Raw genomic sequence first — 18510 nt, 5'->3', positions numbered from 1 at the left:
GTGTGGAAGCACGGCTAGGGTGGGTTCCGTGCACACCTCGCTGCCCGACTTCCAGATGCCCAACGAGGAGCAGGTCCATCTGGCCGCCGAGGGCTTCCGGCTGCTCGCCGACCCGACCCGGATCAAGATCCTCTGGGCGCTGCTGCAGGGCGAGTCGTCGGTGGCCTGCCTCGCGGAACTGGTCGGCGCCAGCCCCACCGCCGTGAGTCAGCACCTCGCCAAGCTGCGCCTCGCCGGTCTCGTGAGGGGACGACGGGAGGGCACCTTCGTGCACTACTCGGCCGCCGACAGTCACGTACGCGCGCTGCTGGCCGAGGCCCTGTTCCACGCCGACCACGCGGACAACCCGGACCGGCACGACGACCAGCCGCACGTGCACGAGCCGAGGCCGGCAGCTAACGTCCGTTGACGAGGCTGCCCGGCAACGAGGGGGATACGTGTCGCAGCTCTTGAGAGTGCAGTCGTTCATCGTCTCGCGGGACGGGTTCGGCACCGGCGAGGGGCAGAGCCTGGAGCGGCCCTTCGGCCACGCGGACCCCACCGCCCTGTTCGCCTGGCGCGCCGCCACCGCCAGCTTCGTCTACCGCACCGAGCCCGGGGGCACCCGCGGCCTGGACGACTACATCGTTCGCGACTACGACCGCAACATCGGCGCGGAGATCATGGGCCGCAACAAGTTCGGCCCGCAGCGCGGCCCCTGGGAGAACCACGAGTGGCAGGGCTGGTGGGGGGACAACCCGCCGTTCCACGTGCCGGTCTTCGTGCTCACCCATTACGAGCGCCCGTCGTTCACCCTGGCGGACACCACCTTCCACTTCCTCGACGCGAGCCCGGCCGAGGCGCTGGCACGCGCCAAGCAGGCCGCCGCCGGCCGGGACGTGCGCCTCGGCGGTGGAGTGGCCACCATCCGCGAATTCCTCGAGGCGGACCTCGTCGACGAGATGCACATCGCGGTCGCTCCGGTCGACCTCGGGCGGGGCGAGCGGCTGTGGGAGAGCCACACCGAGCTGCTCGACCGCTTCCACATCGAATCGGTGCCGAGCCCGAGCGGTGTCACCCACCTGCTGTTCTGGCGGCGCTGACGGCCCGCCTGATCCCTAGCATGGGCTCATGACCGTAGATCTGTTCGCGGGTCTTCCCGTCCGCGACTACCGCGCGGCGGCGGCCTGGTACGAGCGACTCCTCGGCGCCCCGCCCTCGTTCCTGCCGAACGACACCGAGGCGGTGTGGGAACTCGCCGAGCACCGGTACGTGTACATCGAGGTGCGGCCCGAGCACGCCGGGCACGCCATGCACACCGTCTTCGTCGACGATTTCGACGCCCGTCTCGCGCAGATCGCCGAGCGGGGCCTGACGCCGGCCGAGCGTGAGACCTACGACAACGGGGTCCGCAAGGCCGTCTTCCGTGACCCGGACGGCAACGAGATCGGTTTCGGCGGCGGCCCGGACTGACCGGGGCCGGCCGGTGGCGGCGCCCGCCCTGCCGGGCGGACGCCGCCGGTGGACTCAGCGCGGCTCGTACGCCTTCGGCAGGCGCATGCCCCGCTCGGCCATGAGCTGCCGGACGCGGTTCGGGTAGTTGGTGATGATCCCGTCGACGCCCAGGTCCATGAGCGCCGCCACGGTGGCCGGGTCGTCGCAGGTCCACGGCACGACCTTCAGGCCGCGGGCGTGCGCGTCGGCGATCATCTTCGCGTCCGGGTAGAAGCGGAAGGCCGGGTCGGCCACCGTGCCGTTCTGCGGGAAGCCGTAGTTGGGGGAGAGGGTGGTCACGCCGGGGATCGCGGCCGCCGCGCGGACGAAGTCACCGCCGAAGTCGTCCGCGTCCAGGCCACCCAGCCAGGGCGAGGCGCCGGGCTTGCCGACCTGGAGGAAGTCGTAGTTGGTCAGCGCGACCAGCGGCCACCGCGGCGCGAGCCGGTGCATCACCCGCAGCGCCCCCCAGTCGAAGGACTGGATGGTGACCTGGTCCTCGATGCCCGAGGCGCGGATCTCCTCGAAGACCCGGCGGACGAACAGCTCGCGCGGGGCGGTCTGCTCGGGCGCGCCGGCCTCCACCTTCGTCTCGATGTTCAGCGTGAGCTGGTGGGCGCGCCAGCTCTTCACCAGGCCCAGCACGTCGCGCAGCTCGGCCATCCGGACCCCGGCGATCTGCTCCTGCTCCGGAAAGCCGGGCAGCTGCTGGTAGCCGCAGTCCATGGTCTTGATCTGGGCCAGGGTCAGGTCCTTGATGTACTTCCCGACGTACGGGTACATCGGGTCGCCCGGGGTCACCGGGCCGGTGTCGCGGCACTTCTGCCCGCTGACCTGCCGGTCGTGCGTGACGACCACCTTCTCGTCCCGGGTGACCTGGGTGTCCAGCTCCAGCGTGGTGACGCCGAGGCGCATGGCCTTGGCGAAGCCGGCCAGGGTCTCCTCGGTGGTCAGCCCGATCCCGCCCCGGTGGGCCTGCAGGTCGAAGTGGGTCTTCTGCGGCAGCACGCCGGGACCGGCGGCGGGGGCCGCGGTGGCCGCCGTGGGCACGGCCAGCACCGCCCCGGCGGCCAGGACCGTCATGAGCTGACGGATGGACATGGAAAAACCTCCGCTACCTTCGGTCGACGTTCGCGCAGCCGAAGGTAGGTGCGGGGTCGGTGTCCGCCGTGGCCCTGACGTGAGGGGGCGGTGAACGTTCGCGGACGTGCCGGCTGCGCCGCCGGCCGGGCCACGGCGTACCGCGGCCCGGCCGGCGGCGTCACCGGCGGGACTTGGGCAGGTCGAACTGGTCGGCCCGGCGGCAGTCCTTCGGGCCGCCGATCGCGCCCGGCCCGACCCGATCGAGGGCCCGGCGGGCCCGGTGCCGGCCCAGGTTCCAGGCGTACCAGGGGTCGGATTCCTCCAGATCGTCCGCGATCCAGCTCAGCGTGCAGCGGCGGACCGGGTCGGGGAGCCGGGTCAGCGCGGGCGTGGCGTCGGCGGACAGCGCCCGCAGGTACCAGGCGTCGATCTTCCCGGTCTGCTCGTAGCGGAGGATGTTGCGCTTCGCCGCGTAGTCCTCCGGGTTCAGCACGGCCAGGCCGAGCAGCATCGCCACGGCCAGCGCGACCGTCGTCCCCGGAATCCACCGGCCCTGCCACCGCACGCCGGCCCCCAGGACCATCAGGAAGACCGCGCCGAGCAGCAGCTCGAACGCCATCACGAAGATCCGCTCGCCGGTGAAGCTGTAGACCTTCTGGTACGTCCACATCCGCGACAGCGCCGACACCACGATCACCACGCTGAGCGCGCTGAGCAGCCCCAGCAGGACGCGCAGCAGGGTGCGCTCGACCGGCCGCTCCCGGCTGGCCCAGCGGCTCACCCCGCCGAGCACGGCCAGGGTCAGCAGGGTGACGAAGAGCAGCTGCCAGAAGCCGCTGCGGGCGTACTCGGAGTAGCTCAACCCGGCGACCTTCTGCACGTGCCGCTGGCCGCCGAAGAGCACCGTGAACTGCACGATCACGAAGCCGACGAACAGCAGCGTCAGCGCGCCGATGGCCGGCGCCCACTCCAGCACGCCGAGCCGGCGGGTGCTCGGCCGATCCACCGTGGACAGGTCGGGCGGTGCGGCCAGGGTGTAGACCGCCGCGACGGCGATGAGCGCGCCGACCACGGCCAGGAAGATCCAGCGGAAGACCGTACCGATGTTGACCTCGGGGACGACGGCGTTCAGCACCTCGGAGAAGGCGGCGTCGGCCGAGGAGAGCAGGCTGCCGAAGACCACCAGCACCAGCACGGTGGCCACCACCGAGCCGGTGACCTTGCGGACCGTCCCGGCCTCCGGCGAGGCGGTGACGTGCCGCCGCACCCAGGGCAGACCGCGGAACGCCGCGAACGGCGTGGCGGCCAGGCCGAACAGGATCGAGCGGACCAGCCGGCCGCCGGCGATCGCCAGGGTGGCGCAGCCCAGCGCGCCGAGCACGCAGAACGTCACCAGCCACCAGGCGTTGCGGAACGCCAGCACGGCGAGCAGGACCAGCGCCGCCGCCGCCCACCCCCCGCGGATCAACCGCTCGGTGCGGGGCAGCCCGGCGGTACGCCGGCGCACCGCCACCAGCACGCCGAGGGTCAGCGTGAGCCAGCCCAGGAACCAGCCGATGCCGACCCGGCTCAGCGGCACGAAGAACGCGGTGCCCAGCGCACCCGCCAGCACCGCCAGGGGGACGGCCCGGCCGGTGGCCTGCTTCGGGCCCGGCCAGCGCGCGCCGAGGAACGAGGTCCGGGGCTCCCGCGGCCGGGGCGTCCAGCCGGCACCCGGCGGGTAGCCGCCCCAGGGCTGCGCGGGATACGCCGGTGCGGCGGGAGGCGGGGCCACGTTCGACTGGGCCACCGGGGCGGGCGCGACGGGCATCGCCGGTGTGCCGGCGGTCGGAGTCATGGCGGTCGCTGGGGGACGCCCGGCCTCCGGGCGGGTCGTTGGTTCCGGCGCTGCCGGTGCCGGTGCCGGCTCGGCGTCGGCGTCGGCGGATCCGGTCGGGGCCGTCGGAGCCGCGCCGGTCGTGGGGTCGGCCGGGGCCGCTGCCGCGCCGGTTGGGGCCGGGGTCTCGACGGCCGGTGGGGTGGCCTGGCTGGGCACGCCGTGCCCGCCGGTCTGGGCGGGCCCGCCCTGCTGACCGGGCTGGCTGAGCACGCTCGGCGCGGGGATCAGCAGCCGTGGGGTGACCGGCTGTCCGGCGGCCGTCGCGGCCTGTTCCTCGGCCACCGGCACCAGCGGCACGAACAGCGCGTAGCCGCGGGTGCCAGGCGGCACGACCACGGGGATCGCCCAGGCGGGCTGCCCCTCCGGGCCGGGCCACGGCACCGCGGGCGGCCCGCCTGCCACCTCGGGCGCGACGAGCAGGTGTGGCGTGACGTCGGCGGCCGCGGCCCCGGTTGTCGGGGCGGGTCGGGGCGCCTCTGGCGTCTGTGGCGGCTCGGACACGGCACGCTCCTTGATCGCGGGGAACCGTCACTGTAGGGCCCCACCCCGGTCCGCCGCCGCCCCGCCCGTCCGTTCGGCCAGGACACCCGAGCCGGCCGTCCGGCACACCGGCACGTCGATCGAACCTTTGCCGCCCCGCCCTCGTACCAGTGCGCGGGAGGTCGATGACATGGCCGTACGCCGCACGCTCGCCGCGCTCGCCGCCGTCGCCGCGATCCTGCTGCTCACCACCGTGCCGGCGGGCGCGCATGGCGCACCCACCAGCCCGTTGAGCCGGGTCGCCGCCTGCGGTCCCGAGGGCGGCCGTGCGGACACGCCGGCCTGCCGGGCCGCGATCGCGGAGGGGGCCGCCGTGCGGGAGTGGGACAACATCCGGGTGGCCCGGATCGACGGGCGGGATCGGGAGCGCATCCCCGACGGGGAACTGTGCAGCGGCGGGCTGTCGGCGTACCGAGGGCTGGACCTGCCCCGTACCGACTGGCCGGCCACCACGCTCACGGCCGGGTCCCGCTACACCTTCCGCTACCGGACGACGATCCCGCACCGGGGCACGTTCCGGTTCTACGCCACCACCGTCTCGTACGCCCCGACCCGCAGGCTGACCTGGGCGGACCTGGAGGAGAAGCCGTTCCTGACGGTCACCGACCCGCCGATCCGGGACGGCGCCTACCAGATGTCGGGCCGGTTGCCGGCGGGGCGCACGGGGCGGCACATCGTCTACACGATCTGGCAGAACTCCAACACGCAGGACACCTACTACTCGTGCTCCGACGTGGTGTTCCGGTCGCCGTCCGGGTCGCGTACCGAACGGCCGGCGTCGGCGGGGGCGAGCGCGGCGGCCCCGCGTACCGTGCCGAGGGCTGCGACCGGCGACCAGGCCGGCGAACCGGCGGCGGAGGTGCCGGTGGCGGCGGTGACCGACGCCCACACGTTCCCCCGGCCGCTCGCGGTCGGCGCGGCGGCCGGGGTCACCGTGCTGCTCGCGGCCCTGGTGGCCGCGCGGTTGCGGCGGGCCGGCAGCGTGCCCGCCGGGCGGCCGTGCGGGGTCCGCAACCACCGCGCCGGCCGCCGGCGGATCTGGTAGCCCTCAGCCCAGGTGCCGGTCGATCTCGGCCAGTTCGTCGACGCCGAGGTCGAGGTTGTCCAGCGCGGCGACGTTCCCCTCCAGCTGGGCGATGCTGCTCGCTCCGATGATCAGGCTGGTCATGCGGGGGTCGCGCAGCGCCCAGGCCAGCGCGAGCTGGGCCAGGCTCTGGCCGCGCCGCTCGGCCACCGCGGCGAGCCCGCGGATGGTGGCCATCTTCTCCTCGCTGAGGTCGCTCTCGTTGAGGAAGACGCTGGTGCGCACCCGGGAGTCGGCGGGGATGCCGCCCAGGTAGCGGTCGGTGAGCAGGCCCTGCGCCAGCGGGCTGTAGGCGATGCAGCCGGCGCCGGCCTGCTCGAGGGTGTCCAGCAGCCCGTCGGCCTCGGTCCAGCGGTTGAGCATCGAGTACGACGGCTGGTTGATCAGCAGCGGCGTGCCCAGCTCGCGGAGGATCTCGGCGGCCCGGGCGGTCTGCTCCGAGTTGTAGTTGGAGATGCCGACATACAGCGCCTTGCCGGAGCGCACGACGGCGTCCAGCGCGCCCATCGTCTCCTCCAGCGGGGTGTCCGGGTCGAACCGGTGGGAGTAGAAGATGTCGACGTAGTCGAGCCCCATCCGGCGCAGCGACTGGTCCAGCGAGGAGATCAGGTACTTGCGCGAGCCCCACTCGCCGTACGGGCCGGGCCACATCAGATAGCCGGCCTTGCTGGAGATGACCAGCTCGTCCCGGTACGGCTTCAGGTCGGTGGCGAGCATCCGGCCGAAGTTCTCCTCGGCGCTGCCCGGCGGCGGACCGTAGTTGTTGGCCAGGTCGAAGTGGGTGATCCCGAGGTCGAAGGCGCGCCGGACGATGTCCCGCTGCCGCTCGTACGGGCGGTCCGGCCCGAAGTTGTGCCACAGCCCGAGCGAGATGGCGGGCAGGCGCAGCCCGCTGCGGCCGCTGCGGCGGTAGATCATCGAGTCGTAACGGTCTTCGCTGGCTAGGTAGGTCACGAGTGAAGACCCTAGTCCCGGTCGGCGTGCAGGTCGTAGCGGAGTCTGGGCAGCTCCCGCCCGGTGGACGGGGAGACCGAGGTGCCGGCCGGTGTCGCGCCCACGTGCCGGTAGAACGGCTCGGCGCCCGGGTCGGCTTCGATCCACAGGACCCGTGCTCCGAGGGAGCGGGCCGTGGCCGCCGCGTGGTCGAACAGCGCGCGGCCCGTCCCGGTGCCGATCGCCGGCGGGTCCACGAAGAGCATCGCCAGCTCGACGTCGGGCGGATCGCCGGCCAGCGCCGCGAGCCCCACCGGCCGGCCGTTCCGCTCGGCCACCGCCACCGGATGGTCGGCCACCGTCTCCGGGGTGAGGGTCAGCTCGGCGCGGCACCGGGCCAGGAATTCGGCGTCGTAGCCCCAGTGCGCCTTGGACCGCAACGCCAGCTCGGTCAGCTCGGCGGCCTCGTCGGGGCGGGCGGGGCGGATGCGCGGCGTCATCCGCCAATCTTGCCCCGCGGCGGCGATCCGGCGTGCGGCCGCAGCGGCGCGGGTAGCTTCGGAGCCATGCGCTACGTCCCGCTCGACACTCCCAAGCCCATCTCCAGGATCGGCCTCGGCACGTGGCAGTTCGGCTCCCGCGAGTGGGGCTACGGCCCCGACTACGAACAGCGGGCGGCGCAGATCGTCCGGCGCGCGCTCGACCTGGGCGTCACGCTCTTCGACACCGCCGAGCTCTACGGCTTCGGCCGCAGCGAGCGCATCCTCGGCGCGGCGCTCCGACCACTCCAGCTCGGCGCGTCTGACGCCGCGCCGCGACCTGGAGCAGTCGTCGGCGACGACCGGGCCAAGGTCGTGGTGGCCAGCAAGATCTTCCCGGTGCTGCCGCTGGCCCCGGTGGTGGAGCAACGGGCGGTCGCCTCCGCCGCCCGGCTCGGCGTCACGGGCATCGACCTCTACCAGGTGCACCAGCCCAACCCGGTGGTCGCCGACACCACCACCATGCGCGGCATGCGGGCGCTCCAGGACGTCGGGCTCGTCGGCGAGGTCGGGGTCAGCAACTACAGCCTGCGCCGCTGGCGGTTCGCCGAGGCCGCGCTGGGCCGCCGGGTGCTGAGCAACCAGGTCCGCTACAGCATGATCGACCGCGGCCCCGAGAAGGACCTGATCCCGTACGCGGAGCAGGCCGGCCGGATCGTCATCGCGTACAGCCCGCTGGCGCAGGGCTTCCTCTCCGGCCGGTACGACGCGCGGAACCCGCCCGCCGGGGCGGTGCGGCGGGCCAACCCGTACTTCCTGCCCGAGAACCTGGACCGCGGTACCGAGCTGATCGCCACCCTGCGCGAGGTGGCCGACGCGCACGACGCCACGCCCAGCCAGATCGCCCTGGCCTATGTGCTCCGCCACCCCAACGTGGTGGCCATCCCCGGCGCGTCCGGGGTGGAGCAGGTCGAGCGCAACGCGGCCGCCGCCGAGATCGACCTGGCCGACGACGAGTACGCCGCGCTGGCCACCGCCGCCCACGCGTTCCGCCCGGTCACCGGGCTGGCCGCCGTACCCAGACTGATCCGCGCCCGCACCGGGAAGTGACCACCATGGACGACATCACCGCACTGATCCTCGACGACCACGCCGCCTTCCGCCGCGGTTTCGCCCGGCTCGACGACGCCCGGGACCCGGCCGAGCTGCTGGCGGTCTGGGAGGCGCTCGCCCTGCACCTGGACATCCACGCCGAGGCGGAGGAGGCCATCCTCTACCCGCACCTGGTCAAGCACGGTGACGACGGCGCGGAGGAGACCGAGGACGCCATCGGCGACCACAACAAGATCCGCGACGCCGTCGCCGAGTCGAAGCTTCACGAGGTGGGTTCGGACGCCTGGTGGGCGGCCGTGTGGCGGGCCCGCCGGGAGAACAGCGAGCACCTGGCCGAGGAGGAGGACGAGGCGCTGCCGGACTTCCGCCGGCACGCCAGCGTCGAACTGCGGGCCGAGCTGGGACAGCGCTGGCTGACCTTCTACGGCGAGCACAAGAACGGCCGCAACCTGCCCTTCCGCGACAAGGACCCGGAGAAGTACGTCCAGGACCACCGCTGACCCGATCTCCCCGTCACGGGGGAGTCGGCCCGTCGCCCTCGGGCGGCAGAATGACCGGGTGACGGTCCCGGGTGTGCTGGCGCCGCTGGTGCGCGGGAGCACCTGGCGGCGTGCCGTGTTCCTGCTCCTGGGCGGGGTGCTCGCCCTGCCGTACGCGCTGCTCGCGGCGGCGTTCGCGCAACTGCTCGGCAACGCCGGCGTGCCCCGCCCCGTCGGCTTCGGGCTGCTGCTGGTCGGCGCCGGGCTTGCCGGCGTACCGGTCTTCCTCGCCGGCAGCCGGGCGCTGGAGATCGCCGCCGCCCGGGCGCTGCTCGCGGTCGACCTGCCCGAGCCCGCCCCGGGCCACCGGATCGACCGCGAGACCCGGCTGCGCGCCGCGCTCTGGATCGCCCTGCATCTGCTCACCGGCGGGCTGGTGCTGTTCGCGGCGATCAGCGCGTTCCCCATGGCGCTGGTCTTCCTCGCCGGGCTGGCCGGGGTGGACACCGGCGCCGGTCCCGACGAGGGCTTCGGCCCGTTCGACCCGGACCGTCCGGTCGTGGCGGGACTGGCCGGGCTGGCCCTGCTGGTCGCCCTCGGGTACGCGGTCGCCGGGCTGGGCGCGCTCGCCGCCTCGATGGCGCCGGTGCTGCTCGGCCCGGCGCAGGCCGAGCGGATAGCCGCCCTGGAGGCCCGGTCCGCCCGCCTGGCCGAGCGCAACCGGCTGGCCCGCGAGCTGCACGACTCGGTGGGACACGCGCTGACCGTGGCGACCCTCCAGGCGGGCGCCGGCCGGGAGGTGCTCGACACCGACCCGGAGTTCACCCGGCGGGCGCTGCGCGCCATCGAGGAGACCAGCCGCCGGGCGATGGACGACCTGGACCACGTCCTCGGGCTGCTCCGGGAGACGGCCGACGGGCGGGCACCCGCGCCCACCGCGCCGCAGGCCACCCTGGACGGGCTGGACCGGCTGGTCGCCGACACCCGCGCCGCCGGCCTGGCCGTGGAGACCCGGGTCAGTGGAACACTCGCTGAACTGCCGGCCGTGGTGTCCCGGGAGGGCTACCGGATCGTGCAGGAGGGGCTGACCAACGCGGCCCGGCACGGCCGAGGGCCGGTGCGCCTGCGGGTGGCCGTACCCGCCGGTCGTCTGGAGATCGAGCTGGTCAACGCGCTGCGCGGCACCGCCGGGCCGGGTGGCGGCGGGCGCGGGCTGGACGGCATGCGGGAGCGGGTGCTGCTGCTCGGCGGGCAGCTCACGGCCGGCCCGGAGGGCGACCGCTGGCGGGTCCGGGTCACCCTGCCGGCGCCGAGAGGGGAGACCGGGTGACCATCGACGTGCTGATCGTCGACGACGACGAGCTGATCCGGGTCGGCCTGCGGGCGATCGTGGACGCCCAGCCGGACCTGCGGGTGGTCGGCGAGGCGGCCGACGGCGCCGAGGTGCCGCCGCTGGTGGCCCGGCTGCGCCCCCGGGTGGTGCTCATGGACGTCCGGATGCCGGCCATCGACGGCATCCAGGCCACCCGGCGGCTGCTGGCCGCCTCCGCCGATCCGCCCCGGGTGCTGGTCGTCACCACGTTCGCCAACGACGAGTACGTCTACGAGGCGTTGCGCGCCGGGGCCAGCGGGTTCCTGCTCAAGCGGGCCCGCCCTGCCGAGGTGGTGGAGGCGATCCGGGTCGTGGCGGCCGGCGAGTCGCTGCTCTTCCCGGCGGCGATCCGGCGGCTCGCCGGCGCGTACGGCGGCCGGGGCGGCGACGGGCTGCGCGGTGCCCGGCTCACCGAGCGGGAGGGCGAGGTGCTGCGGCTGATGGCTGCCGGGCTGTCCAACCCGGAGATCGCCGACCGGCTGGTGGTCGGCGTGGAGACGGTCAAGACGCACGTCGGCAACGTGCTGGCCAAACTCGGGGTGCGCGACCGGACCCAGGCGGTGATCGCCGCGTACGAGTCGGGTTTCGTGGTGCCGACCGGCTGACCGTCCCTCCCCGGGGGGAGGCGGTCCACCCCGGCGCGGGAGGGATCCGCAGGCCCGCGGGCCGACGCTGAGGGCATGACGACAACGACCGATTCCCCACCCCGTCGGGCCGCCCGGACGCGGCTCGACCTGGCCGCCCCGCTCGCCGCCGCCTGGCTCGGCGGCTGGGGCGTGCTCGCCCTGATCTCGACGCTGACCGGCGCCGGGTACCCGTTCGGCGCCAACGACCCGAACGGCGGCGACGTCAGCCTCCTCCGGGTGCTGCCGGTGGACGTCGGCGCACCCCTGTTCGCCGGGGTGCTGTTGCTCGCGGCGGTGGCGGCGCTCGCCATGAGCGGCCCGGCCACGGTACGCCGCCCCGGGCTGCCCCGCGCGCTGCTGCTCGGCTACGGCTGGACGGTCGCGTTCGCGCTGACCGTGGTCGTGCCGGACGCCCGGGTGCTGATCGTGCTCGGCTACCTGCCGATCCTGATCATCGGCGCGCCGTTCGGCTGGCCGCCGGTCGAGTACGGGCAGATCTTCGACTGGCCGCTGGCCGCCCGGTGCGCCGCCCTGCTCGGGGGCGTCCTGCTGGCCGGGGCGCTGCTGCTGTGGCAGCGCCGGACCGCCGGCGCCTGCCCGGCCTGCGGCCGGGACGACCACGAGCGGGGCTGGACCACGCCCGCCGCGGCCGCCCGCTGGGGGCGCTGGGCCGCGTACACCGCCGCCGTCATCCCGTTCGCCTACGCGGTCACCCGGCTCGCCTGGGCGGTCGGCATCCCGCTGGGCATCTCCGCGGACTTCCTCGCCGAGATGCGGGAGACCGGGCTGGTCTGGGCCGGTGCCGGGCTGGGCGGGTTCGCCACCGTCGGGGCGATCCTCACCCTCGGGCTGGTCCGCCCCTGGGGCGAGCGGTTCCCCCGCTGGATGCCGGGCCTGGCCGGCCGGCGGGTGCCGATCAGGCTGGCGGTCGTCCCGGCGACGCTGGTCGCCGTGTCGGTGACGGCGGCCACCCTCGGGCTCCTGAGCAAGTCGGAGTTCTGGCACTTCGGCCAGAACTTCAGCCTGGCCACCGCGCCGATGCTGCTCTGGCCGCTCTGGGGCGTCGCGCTCGGGGCGGCCACCCTGGCCTATTACCTTCGGCGGCGGAGTGCCTGCGCCCGCTGCGGGCGGCCCGTCCCCCATCCGTGACGATCCGGCCGTCTCCGAATGCGGCGTGCGGTCACCCGGCCGAGATAGCGTTGGTCGGGTGACTGCGCCCAACCAGGTTCCTCCGGTCCCGCCCGCCGACCTGCCCGGCACGCTCGGCGAGCTGCGGGCCACCGGCCACCACTACCGCACGGTCAAGCAGGAACTCCGCGACAACCTCCTCGCCCGGATGCGGGCCGGCGAGGAGCGCTTCCCCGGCATCGTCGGCTACGAGGACACGGTGCTGCCCGAGGTCGAGCGGGCCCTGCTCGCCGGCCACGACATGGTGCTGCTCGGCGAGCGCGGCCAGGGCAAGACCCGGCTCATCCGCTCCCTCGGCGCGCTCCTCGACGAGTGGACCCCGGTGATCCCCGGCTCGGTGCTCAACGAGCACCCCAAGCACCCGCTCACCCCGGCGTCCCGCGCCCTGGTCGCCGAGCGCGGCGACGACCTGCCGATCGGCTGGCTGCACCGCTCGATGCGGTACGGCGAGAAGCTCGCCACCCCGGACACCAGCGTCGGCGACCTGATCGGCGACGTCGACCCGATCCGGCTCGCCCAGGGGCGCACCCTCGGCGACCCGGAGACCATCCACTTCGGACTCGTACCGCGCACCAACCGGGGCGTCTTCGCCGTCAACGAGCTGCCCGACCTGGCCGAACGCATCCAGGTGGCGCTGCTCAACGTGCTGGAGGAGCGGGACATCCAGGTCCGCGGCTACCAGCTCCGGCTCCCGCTGGACCTGCTCCTGGTGGCCAGCGCCAACCCGGAGGACTACACCAACCGGGGTCGGATCATCACCCCGCTCAAGGACCGGTTCGGCGCGGAGATCCGCACCCACTACCCGCTGGACCTGGAGCTGGAGCTGGCCCTGATCCAGCAGGAGGCCGACCTGGTCGCCACCGTCCCCGAGCACGTGCTGGAGGTGCTCGCCCGGTTCGCCCGCGCCGTCCGCGAGTCGCCGTCGGTGGACCCGCGCTCCGGCGTCTCCGCCCGCTTCGCCATCGCCGCCGCCGAGACCGTCGCCGCCGCCGCGCTGCGCCGCGCCGGCCTGCTGGGCGCCGCCGCCCACGAGACCCCGGTCGCCCGGGTCGGCGACGCCGTCTCGGTGACCTCCACGCTGCGTGGCAAGGTCGAGTTCGAGAGCGGCGAGGAGGGCCGGGAGACCGAGGTCCTCGGCCACCTGCTGCGGACCGCCACCGCCGAGACGTTCCGCGCTCGGCTGGCCGGGCTGGACCTCTCCACGTTCACCGCGCTGGTCGCCGAGGGCGCCGAGATCGAGACCGGCGAGCTGGTCTCCTCGGCCGAGCTGCTCCGCCAGGTCGGCACGGTCCCCGGCCTGGCCAAGGTGCTCGACCGGCTCGGCCTCGGCGACGCGCCCACCCCCGAGGAGGCCGCCGCCGGGATCGAGTTCGTCCTGGAGGGGCTGCACCTCACCCGCCGGCTGGGCAAGGACGTCACCGAGTCCGGGCGCACCGTCTACGGCGGCCGGGGCTGACCGTGGCCGGCAACCGGTTCCGGTACGGGCAGTGGCGCGGCGGGCCCGACCCGCTCGCCCCGCCCTACGACGTACGCGCCGCGGTGGACGGCGTCGGCGCGGAGGTCCTCGCCGGCGGCAGCCTGCGGGAGGCCCTGCGCGACCTGCTGCGGCGCGGCCCGCAGGGGCGCGGCGGCCTGGACGACCTGGCCGCCCGGGCCCGCCGGCTGCGGCGGGAGGCGCTGCGGCGGGGCGACCTCGACGGCGCGGTGACCCGCGCTCAGGCGCTGCTCGACCAGGCCCTCGCCGCCGAGCGGGAGGAGCTGCGCGGCCGGGACGGCGACGACGCGCGCTTCGCCGAGGCGGTGCTGGACAACCTGCCCCGCTCGACCGCGCGGGCCGTCGAGGAGCTGTCCGGCTACGACTGGGCCAGCGACGAGGCGCGCGCCAGCTACCAGCGGATCCTCGACGGGCTGCGCGGCGAGGTGCTGGAGCAGCGCTTCGCCGGGCTGCGCGACGCGGCGCGGGCCGCCGCCGACCCGGCCGCCCAGCAGCAGCTCGCCGAGATGATGCACGACCTCAACGACCTGCTCGCCCGGCACGCCCGATCCGAGGACACCACCGACGCGTTCGCCGAGTTCATGCGCCGGCACGGCGAGTTCTTCCCGGAGCGGCCGAAGGACGTCGACGAGCTGATCGACGTCCTGGCCCGCCGGTCGGCGGCCGGGGAACGGCTCATGCGGTCGCTGTCGGACCGGCAGCGCGAGGAACTGGCCGGGCTCATGCGCCAGTCCCTCGGCGAGCAGCTGGCCGGGGAGCTGTCCCAGCTCGACGCCCACCTGCGTTCGCTGCGTCCCGATCTCAACTGGAGGCGCGGCGAGCGGGTCCGGGGCGACCAGTCGCTGGGCTACGGCGAGGCCACCGGCGCGCTCGGCGAGATCGCCGAGCTGGACGAGCTGCTCGACTCCCTCGACCAGGACCACCCCGGCGCCACCCTCGACGACGTCGACGTCGAGGCGGTCGCCCGGACGCTGGGCCGGGACGCCGCCGACGACGTACGCCGGCTGCAGGAGCTGGAGAACGAGCTGCGCCGGCAGGGCTGGGTGACCCGGGACGCCGAGGGGCTGACGCTCAGCCCGAAGGCGCTGCGCCGGCTCGCCGGCACCGCCCTGCGCAGGGTCTTCGCCGACCTGACCGCCGGCCCGCGCGGCCAGCACGACCTGCGCTCCGCGGGCGCGGCCGGCGAGGTGAGCGGCGCCTCCCGGCAGTGGGAGTACGGCGACGAGCAGCCCCTCGACGTGGTGCGTACCCTCACCCGCGCGGTCCGCCGCGCCGGCCCCGGCGTGCCCGTGCAGCTCGCCGTCGAGGACTTCGAAGTGATGGAGACCGAGCGGCGGGCGTCGGCGGCGGTGGCGCTCTGCGTCGACCTGTCGTACTCGATGATCTCCCAGGGGCGCTGGGGGCCGATGAAGCAGACCGCGCTGGCCCTGTCGCACCTCATGGCGACCCGCTTCCCGCAGGACGCCCTGCAGATCATCGGGTTCGGCCGGGAGGCCATGCCGCTGACCCAGCAGGAGTTGGCCGCCGTGGACCCGGACATGGAGCAGGGCACCAACCTTCAGCACGCGCTGCGGCTGGCCGGGCGGCACCTGCGCCGGCACCCGGGCGCCGAGCCGGTCGTGCTGGTGGTCACCGACGGCGAGCCCACCGCCCACCTCGACCCGACCGACGGCGAGGCGTACTTCCACTGGCCGCCGCTGCCGGAGACCATCGAGGCGACCGTCCGCGAGGTGGACAAGCTGACCCGGTACGGCGCCACGCTGAACCTGTTCATGCTCGGCGACGACCCGGGCCTGCGCCGCTTCGTCGACGCGGTGGCCCGCCGGTCCAAGGGCCGGATGTTCACTCCCGACCTCGACGACCTCGGCGAGTACGTGGTCTCCGACTACCTCCGCGCCCGCCACGGCCGCCACTGATCCTTGCAGTCCTGCCGCCGGTCGCCATGACGCCAGGTCGGGGGCGGATCAGGTCCGGTCCCGGCGCAGTTGGCGGGTTGCGGACCACCGCCTGATCTGACTACGTTCGGCCACGCCAGGACGGAGGGATGCGCGCGGATCGCGGCATGAGCACGCACTGGATCTCGCCCTAACCTTTCATGCGGACCGCGTTAAAACGCGACGATGCTGGCGTCGCGTCGGTGAGCGGGCGCGTTCCAGGTCGATCACCTCGGGCTGGACCGGCTGTTTCCGAGAACTCTTACTCGGCAGTCGGCTTGCTGGCGTATACCGGCCGCAGTGCGCTGGCGCGCGCGGCGGCCAGCGTGATCCGCACCGCCTGGTCAGCGGTCGCCTCGTCGACTGGCTCGGCGGTGATGAGCAGGCGCAGGTAGATCGGCGCAGCAAGGGTCTTGAGCAGTTCGGCCACGTCGGTGTCCCGGGGGAGTTCGCCGCGCTCGATGGCGCGGGCTATTACCGGTTCAGCTCTCGTGAGCCGATCGTCGAACACGTGACGCCTTGCGGCGGCGATCTGCGGGAGATGGGCCGCCCCGGTGAACATGGCTGCGAGGATGCCCCGCCCGGTCGGACTGGTGAACGTTTGGACAAACGAACGCGCCAGCGCCCGCAGGTCGGTCTCGATCGCTCCGGTGTCGGGAACGGGGATGTCCGTCGCCAGGTGCTCCGCCAGGGCGTCGACGAGCAGGCTCTCACGATCCGTCCAGCGCCGGTACACCGTCGTCTTGTGCACGCCGGCGCGCTGGGCGACGTTCTCGACGGTTAACGCCGCGTAGCCCTTGTCAAGCAGTTCGGCGAGCGTGGCGGCATGAACCGCGGCGCGCACTTTGGCGCCACGGCCGATCGGTCGGGCGACGGCCTGGGCAGACTGCATTGCAACTCCAAGTTGCGATAAGCCGACATGGGTGACACGATAACTCTATCGCAACTCAGGGTTGCGATAGATCTGACAGTCTCCCGTTAGGTGGGCACAACATGCGGAACCCTCCCACTTGGACGATGCGTGCCATCCCCGACCAGTCCGGGCGCGTCGCCATGGTGACCGGAGCCAACAGCGGCATCGGCTACGTCACCGCTCGTGAACTGGCCCGCCGTCGCGCACAGGTGGTGCTCGCCTGCCGCGACCCTGAACGCGGCCGGGCCGCCCTTGCCCGTATCCGGAGCGAGGTACCCGACGCCCGCCTGGAACTGCGCCAAGTAGACCTGGGCTGCCTTTCCTCCATCCGAGCGTTCGCGGCCGGGTTGGACCACGGTCGACTCGACCTGCTGATCAACAACGCCGGGGTGGCGATGGTGCCCTATTCCCGGACCGCGGACGGGTTCGAGTCGCAGTTCGGCATCAACCACCTCGGAACCTTCGCCCTGACTGGCCTGCTGCTGCCGCACTTGCTTGCCGCACCCGATCCACGGGTGGTCACCGTCAGCAGTGAAGGGCAGCGGTTCGCTCGTTTCGACCTGGGCAACCTCAACGCCGAACGCGCCTACCGCACGGCCTTCGCCTACGTACAGTCCAAGCGGGCCAAACTCTACTTCGCCATGGAACTGCAGCGCCGAGCGGACGCTGCCGACCTGAAGCTGCGCAGCATGGCTGTCGCGCCCGGACTCACCCGCACCAAAGTGCTCACCGGCGGCGCCAACAGCGGCAGAGGACGGCTCTACACGACCATCACACGCCTGCTCATGCGCGTGGCCTTCCGGCCCACCCCGGAAGGAGCGAAGACCTCCCTGTACGCCGCAACCACGCCGGACCTGCCCGGCGGCAGCTACATCGTTCCCGACGGCCTGCTGCAACTGCGCGGTGAACCGACCCACCGAACCCGCGAGCGCGCCATCCACGACACCGACACAGCCAATCGCCTGTGGCAACTCTCCGAACTCCTCACGGGGGTCACCTACGAGCTATCCGCCACGCCGACACGCCAGCCGTAGCATTTTCACGCTCGCGACCCCGGTACAACCACACAGGCTGGGTGCCGTTGCCACGTCCAATCCGCCTTTGCTCTGCAGCCCTCCACGCAACACCGGAGGTCCCTGGGTGTTGCGTCCGTGGCTGCAGAGCAAAGGGGGCCGAGCAGGTGGGGCCCGTCGCGGTCGGCGGTCCAGATGATCTCCGACGCGCCCTCACCCAGCCGCTCTCCGTCGGCGGCTGGGGGGTATGTCCGCTTCGCGGCCTCACTTGGGCCGTGAGTGGAACGCCATGTGTTTCTCCGGGGCCCGGATACACACGTGGTGTTCCACTGATCGGCCTCAGTCGCGCCGGCCGTGGTGGTGGCCGCCGGACGCCGCCCGCCCGGGCTTGCCGGGGGCGTCCCGGCTGGCGGGTGTGGGGCGAAGTCTCAGCGGGAGGTGCCCTGGCTGGCGAATGTGGGCCGGGTGTCCGTTTCGAGGGTGGTCGGGGCACGCTGGTGGCGGAATGGCCGGTGGGCGGGGGTCGTTATACCCGGTGCACGACCGAGGACCACGGCCCCGCCCAGCGGGGTGCCCGGCCCCACGGAGGCAGGGCGCTCCAGCTAGCGGGTGGCCGATCTCCGGGACCGCCCCGCCGATCGAGGTGGGTGTGCCGGGCCCGGGAATGATGGCGGGCCTCCGGTCGTTGTACATGGTCCCGGCGCTGCGAAGAGGCCCCGCCCCGCGCGCCGGATGATCCCCCTTGAGACTTTCCCCCCTTTTGAGCGCCTGACGTGGTGCTTGCGCACACCGGGAGCCGACCCCCGTCGGCGTGTGTGCGCCAACCCCCGAATGGAGCTACCCCCATGAACACGATCTTCCGTAAGAGTGTGCTGGGTATTGCTGGTCTGGCTTTCACCGGTGGTG

General features: G+C 73.7%; 17 protein-coding genes. 12 read left to right on the top strand and 5 right to left on the bottom strand.

What is annotated here, in order from left to right; genetic code table 11:
* Window positions 1-55 precede the first annotated feature (55 nt).
* Genes ABZW14_RS24185 through ABZW14_RS24175 form a run of 3 tightly spaced genes read left to right on the top strand, consistent with a single transcriptional unit; the run spans window position 56 to window position 1452 of the window.
* A complete protein-coding gene (locus tag ABZW14_RS24185) occupies window positions 56-409 on the top strand; it encodes a metalloregulator ArsR/SmtB family transcription factor (protein ID WP_355350731.1) in 354 nt (117 codons plus the stop codon).
* Between the two features lie 28 nt (window positions 410-437).
* A complete protein-coding gene (locus tag ABZW14_RS24180; protein ID WP_355350558.1) occupies window positions 438-1082 on the top strand; it encodes a dihydrofolate reductase family protein in 645 nt (214 codons plus the stop codon).
* Between the two features lie 28 nt (window positions 1083-1110).
* Complete coding sequence (locus ABZW14_RS24175; RefSeq protein WP_355350556.1) at window positions 1111-1452, top strand: VOC family protein; 342 nt, start codon at window positions 1111-1113, stop codon at window positions 1450-1452.
* Window positions 1453-1506: 54 nt separating this feature from the next.
* Here the strand turns inward: ABZW14_RS24175 and ABZW14_RS24170 are convergent, their stop codons facing one another.
* On the bottom strand, window positions 1507-2574 hold the full coding sequence (locus tag ABZW14_RS24170) for a glycerophosphodiester phosphodiesterase family protein (RefSeq protein ID WP_355350554.1): 1068 nt from the start codon (window positions 2572-2574) through the stop codon (window positions 1507-1509).
* A 160-nt stretch (window positions 2575-2734) separates the two neighbouring features.
* Entirely contained in the window at window positions 2735-4936 is a 2202-nt protein-coding gene (locus ABZW14_RS24165) for a DUF4153 domain-containing protein (RefSeq protein WP_355350552.1), read from the bottom strand.
* 169 nt (window positions 4937-5105) lie between these two features.
* Between ABZW14_RS24165 and ABZW14_RS24160 the strand changes: the two genes are divergently transcribed.
* The gene (locus tag ABZW14_RS24160) at window positions 5106-6020 is read left to right on the top strand and encodes a lytic polysaccharide monooxygenase (protein ID WP_355350551.1); all 915 of its coding nucleotides are present in this window, start codon (window positions 5106-5108) and stop codon (window positions 6018-6020) included.
* Window positions 6021-6023: 3 nt separating this feature from the next.
* Here the strand turns inward: ABZW14_RS24160 and mgrA are convergent, their stop codons facing one another.
* Together mgrA and ABZW14_RS24150 are read right to left on the bottom strand one after the other, a co-directional pair.
* A complete protein-coding gene (mgrA, locus tag ABZW14_RS24155; RefSeq protein ID WP_355350549.1) occupies window positions 6024-7013 on the bottom strand; it encodes an L-glyceraldehyde 3-phosphate reductase in 990 nt (329 codons plus the stop codon).
* A gap of 11 nt (window positions 7014-7024) precedes the next feature.
* Complete coding sequence (locus tag ABZW14_RS24150) at window positions 7025-7492, bottom strand: GNAT family N-acetyltransferase (protein ID WP_355350547.1); 468 nt, start codon at window positions 7490-7492, stop codon at window positions 7025-7027.
* Window positions 7493-7558: 66 nt separating this feature from the next.
* Between ABZW14_RS24150 and ABZW14_RS24145 the strand changes: the two genes are divergently transcribed.
* The 7 genes from ABZW14_RS24145 to ABZW14_RS24115 all read left to right on the top strand — a co-directional run bounded on the left by ABZW14_RS24145 (window position 7559) and on the right by ABZW14_RS24115 (window position 15660).
* Window positions 7559-8581 (top strand): aldo/keto reductase, encoded by a 1023-nt coding sequence (locus ABZW14_RS24145; RefSeq protein ID WP_355350546.1) that lies wholly within the window; start codon window positions 7559-7561, stop codon window positions 8579-8581.
* Between the two features lie 5 nt (window positions 8582-8586).
* A complete protein-coding gene (locus tag ABZW14_RS24140) occupies window positions 8587-9084 on the top strand; it encodes a hemerythrin domain-containing protein (RefSeq protein ID WP_151464653.1) in 498 nt (165 codons plus the stop codon).
* Window positions 9085-9142: 58 nt separating this feature from the next.
* Entirely contained in the window at window positions 9143-10393 is a 1251-nt protein-coding gene (locus tag ABZW14_RS24135) for a histidine kinase (protein WP_355350544.1), read from the top strand.
* Window positions 10390-11040 carry a response regulator transcription factor gene (locus ABZW14_RS24130; protein ID WP_355350542.1) on the top strand — a complete coding sequence of 217 codons (651 nt, stop codon included), beginning with the start codon at window positions 10390-10392 and terminating at the stop codon, window positions 11038-11040. Before ABZW14_RS24135 ends, ABZW14_RS24130 begins: the two co-directional genes overlap by 4 nt.
* A gap of 75 nt (window positions 11041-11115) precedes the next feature.
* Window positions 11116-12210 (top strand): hypothetical protein, encoded by a 1095-nt coding sequence (locus ABZW14_RS24125; RefSeq protein ID WP_355350540.1) that lies wholly within the window; start codon window positions 11116-11118, stop codon window positions 12208-12210.
* A 58-nt stretch (window positions 12211-12268) separates the two neighbouring features.
* Window positions 12269-13705, top strand: a complete 1437-nt coding sequence (locus tag ABZW14_RS24120; protein WP_355350538.1) for a magnesium chelatase — start codon at window positions 12269-12271, stop codon at window positions 13703-13705.
* A gap of 2 nt (window positions 13706-13707) precedes the next feature.
* Window positions 13708-15660 (top strand): VWA domain-containing protein, encoded by a 1953-nt coding sequence (locus tag ABZW14_RS24115; RefSeq protein ID WP_355350536.1) that lies wholly within the window; start codon window positions 13708-13710, stop codon window positions 15658-15660.
* A gap of 280 nt (window positions 15661-15940) precedes the next feature.
* Here ABZW14_RS24115 and ABZW14_RS24110 read toward each other — a convergent pair whose 3' ends face one another.
* Entirely contained in the window at window positions 15941-16570 is a 630-nt protein-coding gene (locus ABZW14_RS24110; protein WP_355350534.1) for a TetR/AcrR family transcriptional regulator, read from the bottom strand.
* Window positions 16571-16695: 125 nt separating this feature from the next.
* Here ABZW14_RS24110 and ABZW14_RS24105 point away from each other — a divergent pair, with 125 nt between their 5' ends.
* A complete protein-coding gene (locus tag ABZW14_RS24105) occupies window positions 16696-17625 on the top strand; it encodes an oxidoreductase (protein WP_355350532.1) in 930 nt (309 codons plus the stop codon).
* Window positions 17626-18510 lie beyond the last annotated feature (885 nt).

Origin of the sequence: Micromonospora sp. NPDC004551, from assembly GCF_040609975.1 — a bacterium.
Taxonomy (GTDB): domain Bacteria; phylum Actinomycetota; class Actinomycetes; order Mycobacteriales; family Micromonosporaceae; genus Micromonospora.
Note: the sequence above shows the minus strand (reverse complement) of the source record. Positions and strands in the feature narration are given on the sequence as shown.